The sequence below is a fragment of the Nostoc sp. UCD121 genome (assembly GCF_014222285.1).
GTDB lineage: Bacteria > Cyanobacteriota > Cyanobacteriia > Cyanobacteriales > Nostocaceae > Nostoc.
Genome location: NZ_JACKZS010000031.1, coordinates 25953 through 51617, shown reverse-complemented (window position 1 = coordinate 51617; position 25665 = coordinate 25953). Strand labels below are relative to the sequence as shown.

Here is a 25665-nt window from a genome sequence, read left to right as displayed (position 1 = left end):
CCCCCTGCCTTATTAGAGCAGTTTCTGGATGGGGGAGCGAATGATATTATCCAAGTTTCCACACCTGTTTTGATTTATTGTTGCAAACATCAGGGATATGCAAAACACAGATACAGATATAGTTGTTATTGGTAGCGGTATTGGCGGTTTGAGTTGTGCTGCGCTTTTGGCACGATATGGCTTTGATGTGATAGTCTGCGAAAGCCACTCCATTGCTGGAGGCGCTGCTCATGGTTTTGAGCGCAATGGTTTCAAGTTCGACTCTGGCCCGTCTCTCTATTCTGGAATATCTTACAGCCCCTCTGCTAACCCTTTGCGACAAGTGTTAGATGCAATTGGTTCTGAATTGCCATGCGTCACCTACGATACTTGGGGTTGTTGTCTACCAGAAGGTGATTTTGACACGGCGGTTGGTGCAGAGCAATTTTGTGAAGTGCTGATGAAATTCTGTGGTGATGATGCTGTTGCTGAATGGCGAGAACTCCAGCGCGTTATGGAACCATTTGCTAGGGCTGCAACTTCTATACCACCAGCCGCATTACGCTTTGATTTTGGTGCAGCTAGAACTGTGGGCCCGTTTGTCCCATCTCTGACAAAAAATGTGGCGAATATAATTAAGCTGACGGGTCCCTTCAGCCGGATTATGGATGGGGTTGTTAAAGACTCCTTTACCCGAAACTGGCTGAATTTGCTGTGCTTTCTACTTTCTGGATTGCCCGCAGATGGCACTAGCGCCGCAGAGGTAGCATTTATGTTTGCGGACTGGTATCGCCCAGATGCAATCCTGGAATATCCCATTGGTGGTAGTGGTGCTTTAGTTGACAGCCTTGTACAAGGGTTAGAGCGTCACGGTGGGAAGCTGATTATGGGCGCTCATGTAGAAGAAGTGCTTGTAGAAGGTAATCGTGCGGTGGGTGTGCGTCTGCGCGATCGCTCCGAAATTCGTGCAAAACGAGCAGTGATTTCTAATGCTTCGGTTTGGGACACACTGAAGTTACTACCAGAAAAGGCAATACCTAAACAGTACCGCAGCAAAAGACAGGCTACCCCTGAGTGTGATAGCTTTATGCACCTGCATTTAGGCATCGATGCTCAAGGATTGCAGCCAAATTTGCGGTGTCATTACATCGTAGTCAATAACTGGGAATTGGGCGTAACAGCACCTCAAAATGTGGTGGTGATCTCTATCCCTTCAGTTCTCGATCCATCTTTAGCGCCAGCAGGTAAACACGTGATTCATGTGTATACACCTGGTAATGAACCATACTCTATCTGGCAGGGAATGGATAGGAGGAGCCAAGAATATGTCGAACAAAAGCGATCGCGTGCAGAAGTAATGTGGCAAGCTTTAGAGCGGATAATTCCAGATATTCGCTCTCGCTGCGAAGTCACACTTGTTGGTACACCTTTAACTCACGAGCGTTATCTCCGCCGTCACCAAGGTTCTTACGGCCCGGCAATTCAGCCTGGAAGTGGTATGTTTCCTGGCCCCAGCACACCCCTACCAGGATTGATGTGCTGTGGCGACTCAACATTTCCCGGTATTGGTTTACCAGCAGTCGCCGCTAGTGGGCTGATTGCTGCCAATACCCTTGCACCAGTTAATAAACATTTAGCTATGCTTCAGGATATCAAGTACATTTAATTTATTGAGTATAAAATTTATTAATGTACGTTGGGTGGAGTGAAACGCAACCCAACATTACCAGCTTATTTATGTTGGGTTACGCGATCGCTCCACCCAACCTACAAAACTTGGGATAAGCCAGAAAGCCCTCATGTAGAGACGCGATTTATCGCGTCTAAAAGACTGATACGTTAGAGGATGTTTGAAAAGTTTTCTTCTTGGTAACAAAACATTCTAGATCCCCCTAAATCCCCCTTAAAAAGGGGGACTTTGATTCCGGTTCCCCCCTTTTTAAGGGGGGCTAGGGGGGATCAGTTAGTGCCTAAAATCACAGTCAACCACTTTTCAAACAACCTCTTAGAGAGACGCGATAAATCGCCCTCTCTACGAAGAATGTACTAGGCATTTCTAGGCAGAGTCTGGGAACAAGTGATTTATTCTCGCTGACTTTCTTGTCGGTTTACAGATTTGTTCTAACCCACCAGCTTATTTTCTCTAAATTAGGATCTATCTCTTGCCAAAAGCTTGCTGAAGAGTCTGCTTCTCTTGCTGCTGCAAGTGTTTTATCTATATTGTCAAAGTTTTTTTGAATTACCTGCTGATCTAATTTAGGAATATCTAATTTAAGATATTTTAGACGATTGGGTAACTCTACTTTCTCTTTTGTTGGCAAGTTAAGAATTTGCTCAACTTGTCCTAAAACTTTATCTATTGCAGTAACGACTTCTTCAATGGTCGGTTTTTTAATTTTTAACGTTAAATCTTTTTCTTGGAAAGTTTCTTCTTGACTCTCTAACTTTACTTTTACTATTTTGACAAAGAAAATATCGTAATCAACCCCACTAACTTCACCTACTTGATCATGATATTTTCCATTTTTATTAATAATTACTATGTCACCTTTCTCAATTTTGTTTTTCATAATTACTACAGCCTATAAATTAAATTGCTAAATAATCTCCTCTACAGAAAATACTACTCTAAAGCCACAAACTCTTAACCCACCATCTGACTCATTCCAGCTACGACTGGCGCTGCGACACAGTTCGGCATTGAAACTCCAAGAACCACCACGTAGCACCCGACGATTAATATCACCGCCAACTTCCCAGGCTGTTCCATCTGAGGGTGCATCGCTGTAATTGTTGTGCCACGAGTCAGCGCACCATTCCCAAACTAGCCCGTGCATATCGTACAATCCAAAGGCGTTGGCAACTTCAAAACTGCCGACATTTGTTGTTTCTCTACGAAATTTGCTTTTTGTTTCGATAGTGCAACTGACTAACTCAGAGGTAATGGTTTCGCCAAAGTGGAAGGATGTTGTAGTTCCAGCCCGACAAGCATATTCCCATTCAGCCTCACTAGGTAAACGATAGTCGCGTCCAGTTTTTTCTGATAGTCTGAGACAGAATTCTACAGCCTCATACCAAGATACATTTTCTACTGGTCTATCTAAACCTTTAAATTTCGACGGATTGGGATTTAAAGCTTGTTTGATTTTGGGTAAAGCTGCTACTACTCTCCACTGTGCTTGAGTTACGGGAAATTTTCCCATAAAAAATGGTTCGACGGTAACTTTATGCCGAGGACGTTCATCAGCATCTCCTTCAAACTCTGGTGAACCCATCATGTAAGTACCGCCAGGAATCGATACCATTTCTAAGGTGACAGATTTACCCAATTCTTCCGCAAAGAAGTTGGCATTACCACTCATGCGGTTTACTTCTCTACCACCTGTGTCTACTGTCACTACGTCAAATTCAAAAGTTTCTAAGGGAGGTAATGGTACGATTATTTTTTGTGGTAGCGGCGGTAATATAGGTTGAGACATCGAAACAATTTTCAGGGCAACAGGTTCAATATTCGATGTTGCAAAATTCAAATCGTTGATAACTTCTACTGCTGTTTGATATCTTTCACTCGGTAGATGTTTTAGTAATTTCTCTAAAATTCTTCCTAAATCGTCGCTAATAGTAATGCCTTTTTCTTGTAATCGTTCGCGCCACAACCATTTAGCATTCATGGCATCATAAATAGGGTCATTAACCTGTCCAGAAGCATCCTGCAAAGGTAAACATCGAGTTAAAAGACGCACACAAGTTACACCCAAAGCATACAAATCACTACCGTGACAAGCAAATCCAGCCATTTGTTCGGTTGGGGCATAACCAAGGGTATAAATTACTGTCGCTTGTCTTCCTAAACTGGTTTGTGTTACCTGTTTAGCACCGCCAAAATCAATTAATACGGGTTTTTGATCACTTGCACGGCGGATAATATTTTCTGGTTTGATATCCCGATGAATAACGTTATGGGTATGAATAAATTCTAGAACTGGCAATAAGTCAGCTAAAAGTTCCCAAATCTGTTTTTCACCATAGATTTGTTGCTGAACTTCTTGTAAGAGAGTTTTTCCTTGAATGAATTCTTGGACAAGATACAAACTAGCACCTTGCTCAAAATAAGCTAGTAATCTAGGAATTTGGGTATGATTCTCTCCCAGTTCATACAACCGAAAAGCCTCTTCTTTAAAAAATTCTGCTGCTTTGGTGCGTTGTCCAGTTCCCTGAAATTGGGGGAAAAATTGCTTGATGACGCAAGGCGCGTTTAGTCTGTCTACATCTTCTGTAGCATAGGTTCTACTAAATCCACCTTCACCTAAGAGTCTTAATACGCGGTAACGGCTTCTTAGAAGTTTGCCAAAGTTGCTTTGTCCGCAACTCACGCAAAATCTATTGCTAGCAGAGTTGAATGGATTTGAGCAATTGGGATTTTGGCAGATTTGCATAATGAGGGGGAAATAGCATCTTCTCCAAAGTTAGCCCCAATATTATCTAATTGAAAACAGTTATGTAGAGAAGCGAACACGGAAGTTTATTCATGTGCTTAAACTCCTTTCAACATGAAAACAAGAAGATGAATAAATTTTATATATTTATTTATGTTGGGACGTTTCTAACTATTGGTAAATACAAATACATAAGGATGAAGAATGTAGAGGAGTTTACATTGCAACGTCTCTTTGAATATAGCTTTTTTTGCCATCCCAAAAAGTTCATGGAGAACCAAGTTATCCATAATTTTGATTATTAATTACAAGTTTTATTTTTAGCTTTTATTTTCTCCAGAAGCGCGAATTAATTCAGCTATAAATGCAACCATCGCAGATACTGAAATCAACATGACACTCAAAGCGTTAATATCAGGCTTGACTCCTGTTCTAATCCGACTAAAAATTTCCATTGGTAGGGTGTTAGAACCGCTACCAGCAGTAAAACTAGAAATCAGAAAGTCGTCTAGGCTGAGGACAAAGGCCAAAAGACAACCAGCCAAAATACCAGGCATCAGTTGAGGTAACAATACTTGCATGAAAGCTTGGATTGGTGTAGCACCTAAATCTAGTGCTGCTTCTTCTAAGTGGGGATCTAAATTGGTAAGTCGTGAAGCAACCACAAGTCCAACGTAGGCGAGACAAAACACGATATGCGCTGCAACTATCGTCCACAAACTTAGGGGTATGGCAAAGGCGGCTAAACAAACTAGGGTTGCCACTGCGATCGCAATATCAGGAATAATCAATGGTAGGTAAGCAACACCCCGATACAATTTCTTGCCAGGAAATTCGTAACGCGCTAACCCAACCGCCATCAAAGTTCCCAGCACGGCTGAAACCCCAACTGCACAACCAGCAACGATCATACTGTTTTGCAAAGCTGATAAAATGCGATCGTCGCTGAACAACTTGCGATACCAATCGAGAGTAAATCCTTGCCAAGTTGCGCTATAGGGCGACTGATTGAAGCTATAAAAACTAAGTACCAGTATAGGCAGGTACATGAACACAAATATTACTAGTGAGAAAACCGCCTGCCATGAGACACGCGGTTTTTTGCGAGATGGAAAGATATTCACGTTTATATATATGATTTTTATTGATGGAAATACAAAATATCATATTTAATGTAATAAGTCAATAATTTAACTCTGTTTTCTCCCTCTGGACTACTAGGGAATCCAACTCATGGAGGTAGAAAAATTAAATTCTCGTGACTTCTTATTGCCTTTAAATAAGGTTAACAGGAACAGAATTGATTGTTAAACCTCATCTATGTTGAAACCAAGAGTTTTTTAAAAGATATATTAATTTATGTAGGTTGGGTGGAGTGAAACGCAACCCAACATTACCACCAAATTTTATGTTGGGTTACGCGATCGCTCCACCCAACCTACAAAACTACGGTTCTCAAGATAAACGAGGTTTACCTTGAAAAACTTGGATAGAACTTCTAGCAAAATTGCTGTTTTTGATTTCAAACTACCTAATTTACCAAAATCTGCCTTTTGGACAGCTACAGCTTATCTTTTAGAGTAGGGAAAGCCGCCTAAAGAGTGCTTGTAGGTTTTATTATTTAATTAATATTTGTAAATCCGATAGTTGATCAGCGGAATTGGATATTTATCACCCAATATCACTATCTAAAGTTAATTTTGGCTATTTTATGAAATTATTATCAATCACAAAATATATATTTAAAATTACACTAAACAACCAAAGATTAATATATCGGAATAAATTTACCTCTTTAGGAGTGGGTAATTTCCGTACTAGGATAGACGAATAATATAAAAAAAAGATCATAAGATTTGAAGACAATTGTTAATAAGTTTAGAATCTGAAGTTAGTTTCTGATGCCAAGTCAATCAATTACAAGCACTACGACAACAGAAATAAAAAACTTCTAATTCTAGTTTTATTTTTTAGGAGGTTTGTGATGAGAATTGCTCAAGTAGCTCCATTATGGGAAAGAGTTCCACCTCCAGCTTATGGGGGTATAGAGTTAGTAGTGGGGTTACTAACCGATGAATTAGTCCGACGCGGACACGAAGTAACTTTATTTGCATCGGGAGATTCTATCAGTCTGGCAAAACTAGTGTCAGTTCATCCCCATGCCCTCAGACTCGATCGCACTATCAAAGATTACAGCGTTTATGAAATGCTGAATCTCGCTTCGGTGTATGAACGCGCAGAAGAGTTTGATATTATTCACTCCCATATAGGATGTGGGGCGCTGGCTTATGCAAATCTCGTCACAACCCCTACGGTTCATACTTTGCACGGTATTTTCACCTCTGACAACGAAAAGATGTTTAGTTTTGGTAAAAAACAACCCTACGTCAGTATTTCTGATGCACAACGAGAACAAAAGTTAGGGTTGAATTATCTAGCAACGGTCTACAACGGAATTGATGTCAGCAGTTATAATTTTCACGCCCAACCAGAAGATCCTCCCTACCTAGCGTTTTTGGGTCGGATGTCTCCTGAAAAGGGAGCGCATTTAGCAATAGAAATTGCAAAACAAGCCGGTTGGTGCTTGAAAATGGCAGGTAAGGTAGATGTCGTTGATGTGGAATACTTTGAGAAGGAAATCAAACCGCACGTTGACGGAGAGCAAATTCAGTACTTGGGTGAAGCTAATCATGCTCAAAAAAATGCTCTCATGGGAGGCGCATTTGCAACTTTGTTCCCCATTACTTGGCGGGAACCCTTTGGATTAGTCATGGTTGAGTCAATGGCTTCGGGTACGCCAGTGATTGCGATGAATTTGGGGTCTACTGAAGAGGTAATTTCCCACGGTAAGACGGGTTTCCTCTGCAATAATATTCAAGAGTGCATCAGTGCTATCGATCGGGTAATAGAGTTAGACCGTCACACTTGTCGCCAATATGTCGAAGACCTTTTCAGCGTTGAGCAAATGACTGATGGCTATGAAGCGGTTTATCAACAAATAATAGCAGAACGATTTTCTCGGAATGGGCATTCACGCAGTTTGATTGCTTTAAGTAGCGATCGCATTTAATTTGTGTGCCTAAAAAGCGATCCCCCCTAACCCCCCTTAAAAAAAGGGGGAACCTGAGCCAAAGTCCCCCTTTTTAAGGGGGATTTAGGGGGATCTTATTTTTTAGTAAGGGATTTTCAAGAAACAAATTATCCAAGAAAACGAACCACAGAGGCGCAGAGGGCACAGAGAGATGAAGAAGAGAGATGATTGTTGTATAAGATTTTTGAATGTTTTTTAATTTGGCAGTCCTTAAACAAAGATTGCTACCAAATCACGCGATTGCGCCATTTTTCCAATGTCTTGGCTTTAACCCCTGGGACTCTTTCTAAGTTTTGTAAAGATGTAAATTTTTGCTGTTGACGGCTAAAAATTATCCGTTGTGCTAACTTCTTACCCACGCCAGGGAGAGTTTCTAATTCTTCCAAACTTGCAGTGTTAATATTTATTTGTTTAATTGCTTGTACTTCACTTGATGAAGAACTTTTTATCTGGGGACAGCGTGTTTGTTCTAATTTAACTTTTTCTTGAATTGCTGGTGGTAAGCCGGGTTTAACTTTGGTATAAAGACGAGCAAATTCTCGCACATAGTGAGCCGCAACTATGGGATTTTCAATTACTACAAGTGTCTCATCGTTACCATTATTGGCAGCATCTGACCAATTATGAGAACCTGTAATTACTGTTTGGCTATCTATTACACTAAATTTGTGATGCAATAAATCGCCTTTAGGTAACACAGGTACACCTACAGTAGTAATTGGATTTTGCCAAGGATGGTTATCAACTTCATATTTACATTTATTACTGAGAGCAACTCCCATCATATCTAAGGCTTCACTGTAGGGACGATATGCAAATTGTGGTTCAATTAAAGCGCGAATTTGTACATTTTGTTGATGGCGATTTTCTAAGATATTGGCAAGTCGCTGATCGGAAAAGACAAATAAGGCCATCTCAACAGATTTGGTTGCTGAATCTAAAGTTTTACCAATTAAGCCATTACTACTGTTACTCCAGGGTTCAGTCGGAGAAGTTGGCGAAAATTGCACAGTAATTGTGGTTTGATTTAATGTAATTTTTTTAGGCAATCGCATCGGTTTTTGTAACCCAAATCGACTATCTGGCTTACCTCCTGGCCCATCTCCCCACATAATATTAAACTCTTCTGTAAATAAAGATGCTAATTCTGGGCTGTCAATCTGCAATAAGTTATTGGCATTGCCTAAAGTATTGAAATTTGTAAAATCACCAGATGTATCACTTAACGTAAAATTCGCTGAAGTGATAATTACAATGCGATTATCTACAATCACAAATTTATGGTGCATCAAGCTGCTACCTGCTGAACCATCTGCTCGATCGTCTATCCAGGGAATTTTAGCATTCTGCAAAATTATTAAAGCATCTCTTTGATTGATTTCTGCTGGGCTGAGTTGATTATCTTGGTTAATATCGATAAATTTGCGGAATTCGTTGTAGCGTTCTTGTTCCCTTTTATCTAACTTACTTACTTCGGCAGATGTCAAACTACTCCAAGGTCTGCTGTAGATATTTTCTAAAATTATCCTGACTTTTACCCCAGCTTTTTGCCTCTCAACCAATGCTTGGGCAACTTTGGGTAAACGTAACTCTTGCACCGCCACATCGATCGTAGATTTAGCGTGCATAATAGCATTGACAATTTCTTTTTCTAAATCATCCCCGAAGCGAGTTTGCTGACGGTAAGCTTCTTTGTATTCTGAAGACTCAGAATGGTTAAAGTAAACTTGAACTAAAGGGTCTTGTGGTAAAGGTGCTGGACGCTGATTGAAAGACTGGACTCGTTGACAACCAGCGAGGGAGAATATCAGTAAAAAGATATATGAAAAATATCTTTGTCTAGAGATAAGTTGCACTGTAATCTGTTAAAAGTGGATTGGGAGTGGACAGATTTATCATTCCCAAAATTTTGTATTCTAAATTAATTAGAAAAATAACTTTCCAAACAAAGGGAAAAATCTACTCCTAGATGCAGAATTGCCAAGATTTTTTTCAGGATTTATCCAGGTAAACTGCATCTTCTGAAAAGATCGCCAGCCTATTACCAAGTGTGTTCTCACCATTATCGGCTATATGCAAATTTATCTAGATTACAGCGCTACTACCCCCACTCGAAAAGAAGCGATCGCAGTTATACAAACAGTCCTGACTCAACAGTGGGGCAATCCCTCCAGCTTACATGAGTGGGGACAACGGGCTGCAACGGTTGTTGAACAAGCCAGAGTTCAAGTTGCTGGTTTAATTAACGCCGCCAATCCTGAATCAATCGTTTTTACCTCTGGTGGCACTGAGGCAAATAATTTAGCGATTATGGGTGTGGCTCGGTTGTATGCTGTTCCTCAACATCTAATTATTTCCAGCGTCGAGCATTCCGCAATTTCAGAAACAGTAAAGTTACTAGAAATGTGGGGTTGGGAAGTTACGCGCTTGTCTGTAGATATTAAAGGTAGAGTCAATCCTGTAGATTTAAAGGCGGCGTTGCGACATAACACAGTTTTGGTTTCCATAATTTACGGTCAAAGTGAAGTAGGGACAGTGCAACCGATCGCAGCATTGGGTAAAATTGTGCGATCGCACGGCGCTTTGTTCCACACCGATGCAGTGCAAGCTGCGGGACGCTTACCCATAGATGTGCAACAACTAGACGTAGACTTAGTTAGCCTTTCCAGTCATAAAATATATGGGCCACAAGGTGTAGGGGCGCTGTATGTGCGTCCTAGTGTGGAATTGATGCCCTTATTGGGTGGTGGTGGGCAAGAAATGGGGCTGCGTTCTGGTACGCAAGCAGTACCGATAATTGCCGGGTTTGGTGTAGCAGCAGAATTGGCAGCGCAAGAATTGGCTACAGAAACACCACGATTGATTGAGTTACGCGATCGCGCCTTTGCTCAATTAGCTGAGATTCCTGGTTTAATTCCTACAGGGGATATTAGCGATCGTTTACCTCACCATGTCAGTATGTGCTTAGAAAACGCTGATGGCAAAAAACTTAGCGGTAAAGCCTTGGTACGACAGCTAAACCTTGCTGGCATCGGCATCAGTGCTGGTGCTGCTTGTCACAGTGGTAAACTTAGTCCTAGCCCGATATTGTTAGCGATGGGCTATTCCGAAAAAGCCGCCTTGGGGGGAATTCGCATCACATTGGGGCGTGATACAACTGAAGCTGATATAGATTGGACGGTAATGGTATTGAAGCAAGTTTTGCAGAGACTGACACCAGATTTATCTTTAGTTAAGCGTTAAATTCTTATAAAGAATAATCAAAAATTCGATGACTTTAAAAAAATTCACCTAGAAGCTACCTCTTGGAGTTGTATAGGAAGTTGGGTTCCTGTAATCAGAATCGCGTTGAGTATTTAGAGTCGCTGCTTCCACTTTCAATAAAGTAGCTTTTGTGGAACATAAGCAATACGTAGAGCAACTTAATTCAGGGATTACGGGAAAAATTGGAAGAGAAAAGGAAGCGTAACTTCATGCACGACTAGGTTATGAAATGCTAGCTAATTTAAGGATAAAACATCATGAACACTGCAAAACTCACCACTGATGGCACTCACCAAATAGTTATTTTACCCGAAGACTTTCAACTCACTGGTACTGAAGTTTATATCAAAAAAATTGGTAATCCCATTGTCCTCATTGCCAAAGACAACCCTTGGGAATCCCTTATTGATAGTCTAGACAATTTTTCTGATGACTTCATGACTAGCAGAGATCAGCCACTCCTCGACACCAGAGAGAGCTTTTAAATGCGATACCTGCTTGATACAAACATCTGCATTTACCTAATAAAGCAAAAACCCCAAAAAGTACTGGATAAAGGAGTTCAAGCACGACTTAATTTTTATGACTTTTGAGGCTTTTCTTGAATGAATAAATTCATCATTGGGATTGGGGTGTTCATTGGCTCTACCATTGGCAGCTACATCCCAGTCTTGTGGGGTGGAAGTTTGCTATCGTTCGCCTCGATCTTCTTTAGCGTTATCGGTGGTATTGCAGGGATTTTGCTTGCGTATCGCGTATCAAAATATCTAGGTTTTATCTGATCGGCGCTCTATGCCATTGTCGCTGAAAGTTTTAAACGAGTCTTTTTCTAACAGATAAAATTTTAAGTGTGTCTTCTGTGCGATCGGATCGCACTCTAAATTTTGGATGTAAAACAGCTTTGTGTTTACTCCCTCAATCATAGCCAATACTGGAACAATGGAAGTAATGCTAAAGTGACACAAAAAACTATGAGTGAACTTCCTAATACCCTTGAAGATGCGATCGCCCAATCTCGTACAGCCGTCCAAGCTGCCCTTGCTGATGGTTGTAATCGCATACAAGTTGAGTTACTGTTTCCAGAACTCAAGTTTATGCCGGTGGCGGAACAATTTCTGCCACTGTTTACAGAATACGGTTCCCGTTTGAAGATTTTCTTTGCTGACGCGGGTGCTGCGGCTTTAGCCCGTCGCAATTGGACAGATGCACCATTTCAAATTTTGGATATTGGTACGGGAAGGACTGCTTCTTTGCAAACAAAAATTCAGCCAGAGGACGAAATTTTCTTATTCATTGTCCCCACTTCCGTAGAAGTACCGCAGGTGGAAAAGCTATGTCAAGAAATAGGCGATCGCCCTTTAGTCTTCTTAAATCCCCGCTTAGAAGATGCTGGAACTGTGGGTATTGGTTATACAGCGAGAAAAATCCGCGATCGCTTTATCAGTACCATTGAATCCGTCTACTACCTTCGTCCTATAGATGATGAAAGTGCCCTATATCGCTGCTACCCTGGACAATGGGAAGTTTGGCTAGAAACCAACGGCGAATATCAGAGAATTGCCGAATTACCCACCAAACCATCGGGTGATGATTTGGATCTCATTCTTTTAAAAGGGCAACCGCAAACAGCAACAGAGGCGACATCTGCGAAAAAGCCCAGTGTGTTTAAGAGTTTGCAACGCTTTCTAAAAGCGTTGAGTAGTTAAGATAATGCAGAGGTAGCAGGAGGAAACTCGCTCATCTGCTGCCTCATATTGAGTTTTTTATTTCTAAAACAGAAACTTGATGTATTTTGCCAAAGAGACGCGATTAATCGCGTCTCTACAACTTGTTTAATTCGCTTGCAATGGTGCATTCAAAACTTTCTCGATGCGATCGCGTGTTTCTAATAAATGCGCTTTGGTGTATTCATCTTCAGAATTAACTCCTTTGAGTTTCTCATCTAGTTGTTTGAGTTTATACCAAGCTAGAGTCCGAGCATCTTCTGGGACATATTCTTTTCGCAACACCATATTAGTCAAAATGTCCAGGTATTGGCGCTGCAAGCCTCGCCGTAAACTGGCAATCTTCATTGGTTTACCTTTTGGTTTGATTACTTCTGTCCAGATACCTGATTGCAAAGTGTCAAATAGTTCCGGTAGAGTCAGTGCATTTTCTGCCTTAGTTTTAAGTTCAATATCCTTGAGGCGAGAGAGGCGATCGCCGGAGAGTAAATCTCGCAATACAGAACCCTGCATGAGTAGCACTAAGTCATGAATAGGAAAATCCAAACGACCAACCTGGGGAGAACTACCCCAATGTCGCCAACGGGAAGGTGCTAATTTATTCAGTAGTTCGGGTGAAAAGCTCAGAGCATCTTCTGCAAACAAATATTTTTGCAAGGTTTCTAAAGCTTGTCGTTGTTCTTTAACTGGTACTGCTTCGAATGGTAATCGCTTTTGCCCAACTCCAGAGGGGATTTCGCTAGGGTGAATACGATAAAAAGACTGTCCGCCGATGTATTTAGTGGTGTAATATATTTGTTGAAAATAGTTACCCAATACTGTACTAAAACGCTCGCTGACATCGCTGTAACTATCACCAGCTAATGGGTAACGTTTATCGAGACGTTCCCACATCACCCGCGAATTATTCAACTGCCACTGAGAATAAAGCAGGACATTACCACTGTTATCCCAAGCATCAGCAGTTGGGTCAAGGTCATAGACATCTTCATCTGTAGAATAACTCAACTCTGGCTTAAATGATTGTTTGGCAATTTCCTCCAAAATTGGCTTTTCTGCTATGGGAGTTGATGTCTTAATTGGAATGTAGCCGTACTTAATCGCCCATTCATCATAAGGCCCTACCATACTAGGAAAATAATCTCCCTGTTTTGTGCCTTGAGGGGCAATATTTGGGGGAATGTAGTCCATTACGGAAGTTGTCAGACCTTTATTTTTGGTAATTTCCGTATTATTCATCTCCTCTGGTGCTAACAGAGTACTACCACGAAAGTTATGACGTAAACCAAGAGTATGTCCAACTTCGTGAGCGATGATTAAACGTAAATATTGATTGGTATATTCTTTCACCTGATCTGGAGTGGCCATGCTATCTGGCAATAGTGACATCGCCAGGGAACCAAGGGCAAACTGGTTAGCAGCTTCCATTCCGTAGCATAAATCGTACTCGCCTGCCATTTTAGATAAACGGTTCAACAACTCTTGTTGCCCTGGCATCTGCTTGGGTACACCATTATTTTTGCCATCTAAACCATTGGCGCAAAGTAGACGATTTTGCATCAAAGCTGATAAGGTCGTCTGGCTTTGTGTTTGGCTGGGTTGGACAATTTTGCGATACTCATTTTTAAGCGCCCGGACAAAGCTGGCATCTACGAGAATGTCTGCATCCAAAATTTCTCCAGTCAACGGATTAACGCGGGATGGCCCCATTGCAAAATAACCATCGACTGTGTTAATCCAGCGAACTGTGTTGTAACGAATATCTGCTGGGTCCCATGTTGCATCATCTGGCATTTGGCGGACTTCAATTGCATCCTTGAATCCCGCTTTGAGAAAGGCTTTGTTCCACATTAGGATACCTTCTTTCATCGCATCGCGGTACTCCAAGGGCACAGCATTATCAATCCAGAAGACAATCGGTTTTTTGGGGCGAGAAATTAATGCTTTTGGGTCTTGTTTTTCCAAATCCCAGCGATTTATGTAACGCACAAAAGAATCGCCCTTATCGTCTTTGGATAAATCTTGGTAGGCGGTGATGAAATAGCCAATGCGCTCGTCAGCAAGGCGCGGTCGATAATCTTTATCAGGTAGCTGGGAGAGACTATAGTGGACGCGCAAGGTATAGCCACGGTTATCAGCTAACGAACCAAAATTTGGGGTTTCACTGTCAGGGGTACCGCCACCAGAGAAATTTAAAACTGACTCAATTTCTAAGTTTTGAGGAAAAGCTTTAGCAGTACCAAAATAGGACTGATCTGTAGTTGCTGGGACTCCTAAACTTGTAGATAATCCGCCTAAATCTGTCAGTAATAAATCGCCCAAATCGATGAGAAGAGTTTTGCGTTGGGGATGAATGCTTTTTATGGAGATGCTGTAGAGTACAGAATCACTAAAAGACCGAGCTAGCGATCGCACTTGAGGATCTCCCTCACGAGTGCGAAAATTGACATTGCGGATGACAAAGTTTAATTTATCATCTACCCGTTGGAAATAGAACAAAAAATCTTGTAGAGGCATACCACTGTAAATACCCCTTTCCCCAATGCCCGATTCTAGGGTTGCCGTAGCGAGGTAATTTTTATTGAGTTGCTCTGGCTTAATTTCTAAATAAATTTTATTCTTTTCTTTATTGCGATAAAGAGTGAACAGCCCCCCTGACTTTTGGGTGTCTTTCACTACTTCATCAAAAACCTCTAAATCATCCTTTGCTGCTGGTGTTTTGGCAGGCTTAGGCTTTTCTGCGGGTTTTGCAACTTGCAAAAATGGTTGCTGTCCTGCTTTTTTAGAATCTTTTACTACCCAAATAAACGGTTGAGGCTGTACGTGTTTATTTTGATTAACCACCCATACTTGCCCTGATGGTAGCCTCTGTTTCTGAGAAATATTGATACTATTTAGCGATAATGCTGAGATTTTAGTTGAAGAAGTTTCTGTCGTTAACTGATTATTGGCTGTAACTACGCCTTTTACAACCCCCACAGCCTTATGGTTCGCTGAAAAATCTGGAGCAATTCCATTGACAAATGGTGATTTGGCGTTAGCTGTTGTTATTCCTAAAAATAAACCATGTAACAAAATCATATAAAAAGTTAATCTGTTGTTCATCGCATCAATCCCCCAATAACGATTCGGTAGTTAAGTTTTAACTTTTGCAAAGTTATGTAGCCTGCTTTTTGCTAATTCTTTCAGCTGCTTTATATAAAGCAATAAAGTTTAGACTTCAATTTTAGTTGCCATTTTTCCGTAATGTTCACGCTGTTGTACAGATGGATTTTTCCTAACAATTGCGTCTATTACGATGAGTAAGTATTATTTTTACATCAGACTAGTAAATATCTTTGGAAAAAAGTATCACAAATCAACCAAAGTCGGAAAAATACTTGATTTTTGGAAGAATTTTTCCGATCGCACTTATTTACATCAAGAGACGAAGCTTGATGTGGCTAAGGGTTAGCGAGAAGCTACGCTTCAAAAACGCCGTCAGTATAGCCCATCATAAATATCGACAACACATGATATTTTTCGTGTAGTATTTATTGATACTATTTATTTTGGCAATGATAAACAAAGTAACAGAGAAAAAATTTTAGTTCCAGATTATCAAAACAGTAATTTAAATGTAACAACGGACACAGAAATGTCAACATATTTATCTCAAGTTTGGCAACTGCTGAGAAATTATGTGAGGGATATAAGCTTACAAGAGATGCCAAAGACTACATCGGTGGAAACTAAAGTCGGTTTATCTCTAGGAAAAAGTATTAAAGTAAACAAAAGCGTTAAATTTTCTCAAGGTAATTTACAGGAAGATTTATGGTTTCAAAGACTGCAAGAAAGCTTAGAAAAATGGACAATATCAAAGAGCAGTTTGACTTCTAAGATAGGCGATCGCATATCGGGGCCGCTACCATCAGAGTTATGCTTAAAAGTGCGCGACCGCCAGATGTATGAAGAGATTTATGATTTACTAGGCAATGGAGCGCTGAAATTAGAAATAGTCAACCAAATAATGGAATTGGTTGTGACTAGTCAAAAGATTGACCCAGAAGTGCTTTTCTGGCGACTAGAAGATTTTTATCGTCGCTGGTGTCAGGGAGAATTTATTGATGCTACACCAGATGATAACCTGCCTCAGAAAACAAAATTAAAGCTAGCAACTCAAAATATTGCGATCGGGCTGAGACAGGTAGACATCTATACAGGGTTGAACGTACTGATTTTACTGTTAGAGTTACACCGCTACGCCCAAGAGCAAGATGAACTCAAAGAAAAAATTACCTTCTATCCATCAGCCCAACCAGATACAGACAATTTTTTCACATCCCAACTGCTGCGGATCATTAACTATAGCGATTCCCTAGACATTGGCAACTTTAGCAGTATAGTCGGGCAATTCCTCAAAGGTGGTAACTTTCGTAGTGCTTACTTGGGAGATGCCAACCTTACCGGGGCAGACTTTAGCGGTGCTGACCTCAGCCTTGCTTATCTCGGCGATGCCAACTTAACTGGCGTAAACTTCATTGGTGCTAACCTTAGCTGTGCCAACTTCGGCGATGCTAACCTTAGTGGGGCTAACCTTAGTGGGGCTAACCTTAGTGGGGCTGACCTCAGCAGCACTAACCTTAGTGGTGCTAACCTTAGCTGTGCCAACCTTAGCCGCGCTGACCTGAATCGCGCCGACCTTAGCAGTACCAACCTCAGCCGCGCCGACCTGAATCGCGCCGACCTCAGCCGCGCCGACCTCAGTAGCGCCGACCTCAGTAGCGCCGACCTCAGCAACGCCATCCTTTTTGGTGCGAATCTAAGTGAAGCCAACCTCAGCAACGTCAACCTTAATCATGCTGACCTCTGCCGCGCCGACCTCAGTGGTGCTGATTTGAGTCACGCCATCCTCAACGGTACTAATCTCAGCGATACAATTCTTTTCAGCACCAACCTTAGTGATGCCATCCTCATGGCTGCTGACCTTAGCTATGCCAAACTTAATGGTGCCAAACTAAACAATGCCAGACTTAACGGTGCAATGTTCTTAGGCGCAGACCTTAGCGGCGTAAACCTGAGTCGGGTAAGTCTCAACGAAGCTGACCTCAGTGGAGTGATTCTCAGCGAAGCCGACCTCAGCGAAGCTGACCTCACCGACGCAATCCTTTTCGGTACAGACTTCAGCCATGCCAACCTTAACAGTGCTAACCTCAGTGGCAGTAACCTGAGTGGTGCAATCCTCAATGGCGCGAATCTCAGCCACAGTAATCTAAGTTACGCCATTCTCGGTGGTGCAGACCTCAGCGATGCCAATATGGAAAAAATGACCTGGGGTAAAAAACAGCAATGGGAAGGCGTGCGGGGATTAGAGACAGCAGTTAATATCCCGGAGGCATTGAAAGAACAACTGGGGTTGAATTGAAATCAGGGGGATGAGGGGGGTGTTGCATAACAGTGGGATGAATTGGAGCAAGCTTCTGAGGTAAAGGAAGCAGGGGGGAATGAAAGAAAGTTGCCAAATCATCCCGCAATTAGGCAATACCACGAGGGGAAAGGTAAAACCCAAACTTTAAACACCAACTTCCGAGTTCAAAGGTGCAACTTCCGAGTTCAAAGGTGCAACTTCCGAGTTCAAAGGTGCAACTTTCAAGTTCAAAGGTGCAACTTCCGAGTTCTAAACACGACTTTCCGAGTTCCGAACACCAACTTCCGAGTTCCAATCTTAAAAGATGGGGATCTCAGCTTGGGTAATGAGCAATACCACCTCAAAACCAGTTCTGAGTTTGCTAACTGTACATCACAGAGCTATATCCCGCTTGCTAGAGTGTAAGTCATTCACGTAGAATATAATGCCATTGTTGCGGCAGTTCTCATGACTTCATCTGCGTCGTTTGACACATTAGAGTCTTTACAGGCGGATATCGCTGAATTGATTACTCGCTTACCGACATTAAAAAATCGGCAATTTATTCAGCAAGCACTTGCTACTATTGTTCGTCTAGCTGATACCGAAATTGAGCGTCTCGATTGGAAAATATTGTCGGCTGCGTTAGCAGATATGGAACGCGGTTTCCAGCTTTTTTATGATTATCGACACGTTCGCAAAGTCACCATCTTCGGTTCTGCTCGTCTAGCGCCAGATACGCCAGAGTACCAAATGGCCCTTGAGTTTGCTCGCGCTGTTTCTCAATTAGGGTTTATGGTGATGACTGGCGGTGGCGGTGGAATCATGCAGGCGGGTCACGAAGGTGCTGGACGAGAAAATTCCTTTGGATTAAATATTCAATTACCTTTTGAACAAGAAGCAAACCCTTTTATAGAGGGCGATCCCAAGCTAATTATTTTCAAATATTTCTTTACTCGCAAGCTTTTTCTCCTCAAAGAAAGTGATGCTGTAGCCTTATTTCCGGGAGGCTTTGGCACTCAAGATGAAGCTTTTGAATGTATGACATTAAGCCAGAATGGTAAGTTTGGCCCAGTACCTCTAGTTTTAATTGACCATCCTGGTGGTGATTACTGGCGGTCTTGGAGCGAATATATTGATAAGCAATTAGTGCAAAATGGTCTTGTCAGTTCTGAAGACCCCAGCCTTTACACGGTGACAGACAACCTGGATGTGGCTTGTGACGCTATTACTCGTTTTTACCAGGTTTATCATTCCTCCCGATATGTAGGCGAGCAATTAGTCATCCGCCTGAAGACAGATATATCAGACTATCTTGTAGAGCAACTCAATGCTGATTTCAGTGACATTATTGTTAAAGGACGGATTGAAAAAAGTCAGGCATTACCTCAAGAAGCACAAGATGAAACGGTTGAACTACCCCGCCTTATTCTGCACTTCAATCAACGCGACTTGGGGCGTTTGTATCAAATGATTGCCACAATTAACCAAATGGGTAATGCTTCATCAGAAGATGCAGCACACCCAGAAAGAAAGTAGATTTTAGGGGTGGATTTTCCACCCGTATCCCAATATTTTTGACAGGCTTATTGCCAGTTTAATATCTTTTAGATCGTTAAAGATTTGACTCTATGAAAGCGACATAATAACGTAGGCGATCGCAAAAAATTTCTCACCACTCCAATGTCTTTGTTTCAGTTTATCTCAGGCTAGATAGACGAAAAAAATGTTGGATGATTTTGATGCCTTCATAATTTAACTTACTGATATGTCTGCTTTAGGATGACTTTGAAAGAGGTATTGAAGAGAAATTTCCAATGTATCTAAAATATTATCATTTTTTTAATAAAAAGTGATGAAATATGAAGAGTCAATTCGCTTTGCCTCATTTATACTGACTTTCAAGAGATGTGGCTCTCAGGGTCAGTCTTTTTTGTAAAAAGTATAACGAAAATCATGTGATTCACCTTACTTTCAGATGTTTAATGCACCAGTTATTGTGACTCAATGCTGATCTGCTTAAAAAAGCGTGTATATTAGCACAGGAAATAATATAGAACATCCTAAACACATATAGAGGAATGAAATATGCTGGAATTATTGGGTTCAGGTTTGGTGTCACTCTGGCTGGAAATGGCCGGGGTACAAATCAAGCCTCTAGATGCCTTAGATGCTTTAACTTGGCAAAGTAGCCCTGGCTTAGTTCTTGCCCCCGATCCCAATCCAGCTGGGGCAACTACGGTGCAGGAATATCTGAAAAAGCTGATCACATCAAAAGTGGTGGGGCAAAATCTGGCTGAGAGTCAGGGAATTTGGATGCAGTCAGGGCCAATGCTGATGGCAAATCACCAAGGTACGACACCTCTCCCTGCTGCCTCTTTAACCAAAATTGCCACTTCACTAGTTGCTTTGAAAACTTGGGGCCCAGATTACCAATTTGATACTTTGGTGAGTATCACTGGGCCAGTGGTAAATGGAGTTGTGCAAGGCGATTTGGTGATTAGAGGCGGTGGCGATCCGATGTTTGTTTGGGAAGAAGCGATCGCTCTTGGTAATACTCTTAATAAAATGGGTATCAAGCAGATAAAGGGAAATTTAATCATTAATGGCATTTTTGCCATGAATTTCCAACGGCAGCCGATGCTGGCAGGTATGATGCTCAAGCAAACACTAAATCGTGCAACTTGGGGCCGCCCTGCTATTTACATTCACTCAATCATGGCTAAGGGAACGCCCAAGCCTCAAGTTGTCATTTCGGGTACGGTGAAAGTTGAGGCACAACCAAACCCCCAACAAACTTTGTTACTGCGTCATCGCTCGTTACCCTTGAAGCAACTAATCAAGGAAATGAATGTTTACAGTAACAACGAGATGGCAGAGATGCTAGCAGATTCAGTGGGAGGAGCAGCTGTAGTCCAATCCACTGCTGCTAACCTTGCAAGAGTGCCACAAGTGGAAATTCAGTTAATCAATGGTTCTGGACTAGGCCCCGAAAATCGCATTTCCCCCAGGGCTGCCTGTGCAATGTTGATGGCTATTCAAAGTGAGGCATCTGCCCATCAGCTAAATCTGGCTGACTTGTTCCCGATGTCTGGGTTTGATCACCGAGGAACGCTACACTCTCGACACATTCCTCTATCTACTGTAATCAAAACTGGCACTCTTAGAGATGTGAGCGCTTTAGCCGGAGTCATGCCCACACGCGATCGCGGTTTGGTTTGGTTTGCTATTATCAACCGTGGCGCAAATGTTTGGGGTTTACGGACTGGACAAGACCAACTACTGCAAAGTGTTGTTAAACAATTACAACTACCTCTCACCGTTCCTGTTAACCTCACTCCCCACTCAGCCATCAACTCTTTACCCCAGCTAGGTGCAGCGAGTCGAAATGAAATTTTATTCAAAAGTTAGTTCATCATCTGATCGGGTTTTGAACCAAAAGTGAGCATGGGTGTCCCACATCTCCTTTGTATCGGTGTCACTACTTGGAAACTTCTAGTTTTATTAGCAATCCAAAAGTTTTATTGATGGGTAAAAACCGAACTTGTAAAGGGTGAATGTCCATAATAGCTTTTGGGTTAAATTTTCCATTAACTTGATTATAGGTAACTCGTAAAATGCTCTAACCACAGGATTGGGAAGGCAAGCGAAACCTGAAGTAAAAATAACTGTAAATAGATTTGTCACGACTAAGCAACAATTAAGCTTATAAATTAGGTTGTGATTATGCGATTTCCCAAATTACCCAGATCCATACGTCAACTCAGTAGTTATGTTTTAGCGATCGCGCTCGGAGTTGTGCTAACGGTTAGCACCTTGCAGGTGTTGCCCTCCCAAGCCGAACCCGCACCCCCAATAACAGATGCAGATACTTCACAACTGATTGCCCAACGACAATCACCAGCCACGGGTGCGATCGGTAGTAGTAGCTTTGTCACCGCAGCAGTGAATCGTGTCGGTTCAGCAGTTGTTCGCATTGATACTGAACGAACAATTACTCGTCGCGTCGATCCATTTATGGAAGACCCATTTTTCCGTCGGTTTTTTGGTGACGGTTTCTCGCAACAAATGCCCCCTTCTGAGCAGTTACGCGGTTTAGGCTCAGGTTTCATTATTGACAAGAGCGGCTTAGTTATGACTAACGCTCATGTGGTCGATAAGGCTGATAAGGTAACAGTCCGACTCAAAGATGGCCGCACCTTTGAAGGAAAAGTTCAAGGCATTGATGAAGTTACAGATTTGGCAGTAGTCAAGATTAACGCTGGTAACGATTTACCAGTCGCGCCCTTGGGTTCTTCCACTAATGTCCAAGTCGGAGATTGGGCGATCGCAGTTGGTAATCCTTTAGGATTTGATAACACCGTTACTTTGGGAATTGTCAGTACTCTCAAACGTTCCAGCGCCCAAGTTGGCATTAGCGACAAACGCTTAGACTTTATTCAAACCGATGCCGCCATTAACCCAGGTAACTCTGGCGGGCCGCTATTAAATGGTCAAGGTGAAGTGATTGGCATTAACACAGCGATTCGTCCCGACGCGATGGGTATTGGGTTTGCCATTCCTATTGATAAAGCGAAAGCGATCGCAGCGCAACTGCAACGTGATGGCAAAGTTGCTCACCCCTATTTAGGTGTGCAAATGCTAACTTTAACACCCGATCTTGCCAAGCAAAATAACACCGATCCCAACTCTCCGATTCAAATACCAGAAATTAATGGTGTTTTTGTCATGCGAGTAGTCCCCAATTCTCCAGCTGCATCTGCCGGTATCCGGCGCGGGGATGTAATTCTGCAAGTTGATGGTAAAGCTATTACCAGCGCTGAACAGTTGCAGAACGTTGTAGAAGACAGTCGTCTTGGTCAAGTATTACAGGTGAAAGTGCAACGGGGTAATCAGACACAGCAGCTTTCAATCCGTACAGCCGAGTTGCAAAATGCTTCGTAGGAGCAATAGTTAAAAGGGCGGTTAGAAACCGCGTCTACACAAACAAAACCCACCTCCGTGGGTTTCAAACCCTTAATTTTTTCTTAGTCCGCGGAGGCGGACTTTACCTGTGTAGCCACGAATTCCGCTCTCTTAAATCTGGGGTAAATTTCCATTTTGCCAATAGAGTCAAATCACTTACCAACAGCTAAAACTAGACCTTCATGGGCTAATACTGCTTCAGGAAAGGCAGATTTAATATCGACTTGAACCCGATCGAGAAAATCATCATGGTCATCTGGGTGATGATGAGAAATGGCTAGCCGTTGCACACCAGCATTCAAAGCTGCATTTACCGCAGCTTGCCAGAGTAAATCAGCAGAGTCATGGTTGTGAGACGTAGGGGGAGTGTAAGTGGCATTGGCAATCAGTAAATCAACGCCTTTAATAAACTCTAAAATCCGCTCTTGCTCCACTTGCTCGGCATTCTGGTGCAAATCCGTGACGTAGGCAACACTATAATCTTGCCAACTAACTCGGTAGCCAACTGAGCGCTGAGTTTGATTGATTAATGCCGTTGTAATGATCACATCATCTAGCTTTACATCACTGTCTGGAGTCAGATTGTAAAACTGCAACTCCGACTGCATTACCTGTAAGGGATAAGGAAAGTGGGGCTGGAGCATCTGATCGTACAGACATTGTTTGATTGAGGCACTATTTGAGGCAGCTGTGCCATAAATATGAAAGCAATTTTCTCCAATAAATGCAGGAGCAAAAAAGGGAAACCCTTGAATTCGGTTTGATTGGCAGTTGGTAAAAAATAAATGGGCTTGTATTGGCTGTTGTAGTTCTTGCCAAGTTTTACCCAATATGCGTAAACCAGTGCCACCATCAAAAATCAAGCGTTTCCCGCCTACAGCCATTTCTACACAAGCAGTATTACCACCATAGCGGTGGGTGCTGGTGTCTGGGGTAGGAATTAAACCCCGTACACCCCAAAATTGCACAATAAACTCACCTGCTGGGCTACTTGGCAGAGTAGCAGACTTTTCAGGTATGTAGCTCTGGGAATCCGACAACTCAAAATTTGACATTTTCCTTCAAATTAGACCTTAACGAGCAGGTCATCGTAGCGCCGAACTTCCAACAGCCTGTTTTTTTCGTCCACAATGACTACCGTAGGAGAGTAATTTTTTAACTCTTCTGGAGTGAACTGCCCGTAAGTCATTATAATCAAGCGATCGCCAATAATGCCTAGACGTGCCGCACCCCCATTTAGCTCAATTACTCCTGAATGGGCTGGAGCCGGGATCGCATAAGTAATAAAACGCTGACCGTTGGCACTATTAACTACTTGCACTTGCTCATAAGGTAAGATCCCAGCTTTTTCCAAAAGGATTTCATCGATGCTGATACTACCCACGTAGTTGATATTCGCCCCCGTAAGGGTGCAATTATGAATTTTTGCCAAAAGGAGAGTACGCTGCATTCTGGTTTAGGATTTAGTGGCAGTTTCGTAACAAACGAAATTTATGAGTAGAGACACGATTAATCGCGTCTGTAAAGGAGTTAGGATTGAGGAATAAAAATTTATAACTCTTAACTCCTAACTCCTAACTCTTCTATTATCCTCTATAAGCTTTGACGGATTTTTCTACTAAAGCTGCAACCTTATCCACATCTTGCCAACCGAGAATTTCAGTCACCTTTTTTTCCAAATTTTTATAACTACGGAAAAATTCGGCAATTTCATCTAAGCGGTGTGGCGCTACGTCTTTCAGGGATTTTACCTGAGTGTAGCGGGGATCTTTGTCAGGAACACAAAGGATTTTTTCATCGCGATCGCCACCGTCAATCATCTCCAAGAAGCCAATTGGTCGCGCAGCAATAATACAGCCTGGGAAAGTTGGCTCGTCAATTATGACCATACCATCCAGGGGATCGCCATCTTCAGCCAAAGTATTGGGTACAAAGCCGTAGTCATAAGGATATTTAACCGAGGAATAAAGTACTCGGTCTAGAGCAAAAGCTTCTAGTTCCTTGTCGTATTCGTATTTATTTTTACTTCCGCCAGTAATTTCAATCAGAACGTTGATTAAACCGGGTTTCGGTTGGGCAGGAATACGAGATAAGTCCACAAAAAAGTCCTCTGATAACAGTGAATCATGGGGGCACTCAGTCAGCTTCGCTCCCCGTGTAGAATTTTAGGGCAATATGGATCTCTGATGGGGAATTGGGAATTGGGAATTGGGAATTGGGAAGAGAATTGTTCAATAATTCTTTGTATCCCTTGTCTCCCTTGTCTCACCACTCCTCTGAAAAATGGAAAAAGCGTTGCGAAGTTACTTCGCAACGCTTTTTCCAAGAGGGTATTATTTTCTCCCGCCCTTGATTGCTGTTGGAGGGATTTCTGCCCCTACTTTGTCAAGACACCCGAAACCTGGAATCACACTATACAAATTCAGGTTATTCCTGATGAAATGCTACTAGAAAACTTTATCAATCTTTACTTCCTTGTAGGTTTTGAATCAGGGGTTGCTGGTTATTTTGGACATTAGTTGAAGAATAGTGGGCGATGACAAATACGGGTAGGGTAAGAGTCAACAGAGCGATCGCAGTTCCCACAATGTCTGCCAAACGTTGGGAATATGTGTCGGTATTGGCAGACTGGCTATTTGAATTCATACAAAGTTGAAGTTATTCGTAACACTGTGTAGGTCTACTCTCTGATTGAGAGTCTTAATGCTATGTTAGCTATTTTTAAACTGTAAAATGTGTAGCATCTTACAATCTAAACCAGTTATACAACTGTCATAATAGCCTTTTTATACATGGAGTTCTTAATACAAAATTACAACT

The 25665-nt window shown here is 42.0% G+C and carries 19 protein-coding genes; 10 read left to right on the top strand and 9 right to left on the bottom strand.

Going from position 1 to position 25665, the window contains the following annotated elements; all coding sequences use genetic code 11:
* Nucleotides 1-97 precede the first annotated feature (97 nt).
* Entirely contained in the window at nucleotides 98-1645 is a 1548-nt protein-coding gene (locus GNF10_RS09605; RefSeq protein ID WP_185607145.1) for an NAD(P)/FAD-dependent oxidoreductase, read from the top strand.
* A gap of 39 nt (nucleotides 1646-1684) precedes the next feature.
* On the top strand, nucleotides 1685-1822 hold the full coding sequence (locus GNF10_RS09600; RefSeq protein ID WP_185581864.1) for a hypothetical protein: 138 nt from the start codon (nucleotides 1685-1687) through the stop codon (nucleotides 1820-1822).
* A 265-nt stretch (nucleotides 1823-2087) separates the two neighbouring features.
* Here GNF10_RS09600 and GNF10_RS09595 read toward each other — a convergent pair whose 3' ends face one another.
* From GNF10_RS09595 to GNF10_RS09585, 3 genes are all read right to left on the bottom strand, one after another.
* Nucleotides 2088-2549 (bottom strand): hypothetical protein, encoded by a 462-nt coding sequence (locus GNF10_RS09595; RefSeq protein WP_185581863.1) that lies wholly within the window; start codon nucleotides 2547-2549, stop codon nucleotides 2088-2090.
* 27 nt (nucleotides 2550-2576) lie between these two features.
* Nucleotides 2577-4415: a bifunctional serine/threonine-protein kinase/formylglycine-generating enzyme family protein gene (locus GNF10_RS09590; RefSeq protein WP_185581862.1), complete on the bottom strand. Its 1839-nt coding sequence runs from the start codon at nucleotides 4413-4415 to the stop codon at nucleotides 2577-2579.
* A gap of 320 nt (nucleotides 4416-4735) precedes the next feature.
* The gene (locus tag GNF10_RS09585; RefSeq protein WP_185581990.1) at nucleotides 4736-5539 is read right to left on the bottom strand and encodes an ABC transporter permease; all 804 of its coding nucleotides are present in this window, start codon (nucleotides 5537-5539) and stop codon (nucleotides 4736-4738) included.
* Between the two features lie 860 nt (nucleotides 5540-6399).
* Between GNF10_RS09585 and GNF10_RS09580 the strand changes: the two genes are divergently transcribed.
* On the top strand, nucleotides 6400-7485 hold the full coding sequence (locus GNF10_RS09580; RefSeq protein ID WP_185585882.1) for a glycosyltransferase family 4 protein: 1086 nt from the start codon (nucleotides 6400-6402) through the stop codon (nucleotides 7483-7485).
* Between the two features lie 245 nt (nucleotides 7486-7730).
* On the opposite strand, the gene GNF10_RS09575 is transcribed toward GNF10_RS09580, so the two are convergent.
* On the bottom strand, nucleotides 7731-9362 hold the full coding sequence (locus GNF10_RS09575; RefSeq protein ID WP_185585881.1) for a DUF655 domain-containing protein: 1632 nt from the start codon (nucleotides 9360-9362) through the stop codon (nucleotides 7731-7733).
* Between the two features lie 217 nt (nucleotides 9363-9579).
* On the opposite strand from GNF10_RS09575, the gene GNF10_RS09570 reads away from it, so the two are divergent.
* The 3 genes from GNF10_RS09570 (at nucleotide 9580) to GNF10_RS09560 (ending at nucleotide 12476) form a co-directional block, all read left to right on the top strand.
* Nucleotides 9580-10749 carry a cysteine desulfurase family protein gene (locus tag GNF10_RS09570; protein WP_185585880.1) on the top strand — a complete coding sequence of 390 codons (1170 nt, stop codon included), beginning with the start codon at nucleotides 9580-9582 and terminating at the stop codon, nucleotides 10747-10749.
* A 278-nt stretch (nucleotides 10750-11027) separates the two neighbouring features.
* Entirely contained in the window at nucleotides 11028-11255 is a 228-nt protein-coding gene (locus GNF10_RS09565; RefSeq protein WP_185585879.1) for an antitoxin, read from the top strand.
* 486 nt (nucleotides 11256-11741) lie between these two features.
* A complete protein-coding gene (locus GNF10_RS09560; protein WP_185585883.1) occupies nucleotides 11742-12476 on the top strand; it encodes a DUF1995 family protein in 735 nt (244 codons plus the stop codon).
* A 126-nt stretch (nucleotides 12477-12602) separates the two neighbouring features.
* On the opposite strand, the gene GNF10_RS09555 is transcribed toward GNF10_RS09560, so the two are convergent.
* A complete protein-coding gene (locus GNF10_RS09555) occupies nucleotides 12603-15599 on the bottom strand; it encodes a zinc-dependent metalloprotease (RefSeq protein ID WP_185585878.1) in 2997 nt (998 codons plus the stop codon).
* A 532-nt stretch (nucleotides 15600-16131) separates the two neighbouring features.
* On the opposite strand from GNF10_RS09555, the gene GNF10_RS09550 reads away from it, so the two are divergent.
* The 4 genes from GNF10_RS09550 to GNF10_RS09535 all read left to right on the top strand — a co-directional run bounded on the left by GNF10_RS09550 (nucleotide 16132) and on the right by GNF10_RS09535 (nucleotide 22824).
* Complete coding sequence (locus GNF10_RS09550; protein ID WP_185580073.1) at nucleotides 16132-17898, top strand: pentapeptide repeat-containing protein; 1767 nt, start codon at nucleotides 16132-16134, stop codon at nucleotides 17896-17898.
* A 450-nt stretch (nucleotides 17899-18348) separates the two neighbouring features.
* On the top strand, nucleotides 18349-19419 hold the full coding sequence (locus GNF10_RS09545; protein WP_185580076.1) for an LOG family protein: 1071 nt from the start codon (nucleotides 18349-18351) through the stop codon (nucleotides 19417-19419).
* A 549-nt stretch (nucleotides 19420-19968) separates the two neighbouring features.
* On the top strand, nucleotides 19969-21291 hold the full coding sequence (locus GNF10_RS09540; RefSeq protein WP_185583285.1) for a D-alanyl-D-alanine carboxypeptidase: 1323 nt from the start codon (nucleotides 19969-19971) through the stop codon (nucleotides 21289-21291).
* 315 nt (nucleotides 21292-21606) lie between these two features.
* Nucleotides 21607-22824 (top strand): HhoA/HhoB/HtrA family serine endopeptidase, encoded by a 1218-nt coding sequence (locus GNF10_RS09535; RefSeq protein WP_179074818.1) that lies wholly within the window; start codon nucleotides 21607-21609, stop codon nucleotides 22822-22824.
* Between the two features lie 173 nt (nucleotides 22825-22997).
* Here the strand turns inward: GNF10_RS09535 and GNF10_RS09530 are convergent, their stop codons facing one another.
* The 4 genes from GNF10_RS09530 to GNF10_RS09515 all read right to left on the bottom strand — a co-directional run bounded on the left by GNF10_RS09530 (nucleotide 22998) and on the right by GNF10_RS09515 (nucleotide 25491).
* Nucleotides 22998-23900, bottom strand: a complete 903-nt coding sequence (locus GNF10_RS09530; RefSeq protein ID WP_185583287.1) for an MBL fold metallo-hydrolase — start codon at nucleotides 23898-23900, stop codon at nucleotides 22998-23000.
* Between the two features lie 11 nt (nucleotides 23901-23911).
* Nucleotides 23912-24295, bottom strand: a complete 384-nt coding sequence (gene panD / locus GNF10_RS09525) for an aspartate 1-decarboxylase (protein WP_012409102.1) — start codon at nucleotides 24293-24295, stop codon at nucleotides 23912-23914.
* Between the two features lie 136 nt (nucleotides 24296-24431).
* On the bottom strand, nucleotides 24432-24944 hold the full coding sequence (locus GNF10_RS09520) for an inorganic diphosphatase (RefSeq protein WP_114084032.1): 513 nt from the start codon (nucleotides 24942-24944) through the stop codon (nucleotides 24432-24434).
* Between the two features lie 361 nt (nucleotides 24945-25305).
* Entirely contained in the window at nucleotides 25306-25491 is a 186-nt protein-coding gene (locus GNF10_RS09515; protein WP_185583289.1) for a hypothetical protein, read from the bottom strand.
* Between the last annotated feature and the right edge of the window lie 174 nt (nucleotides 25492-25665).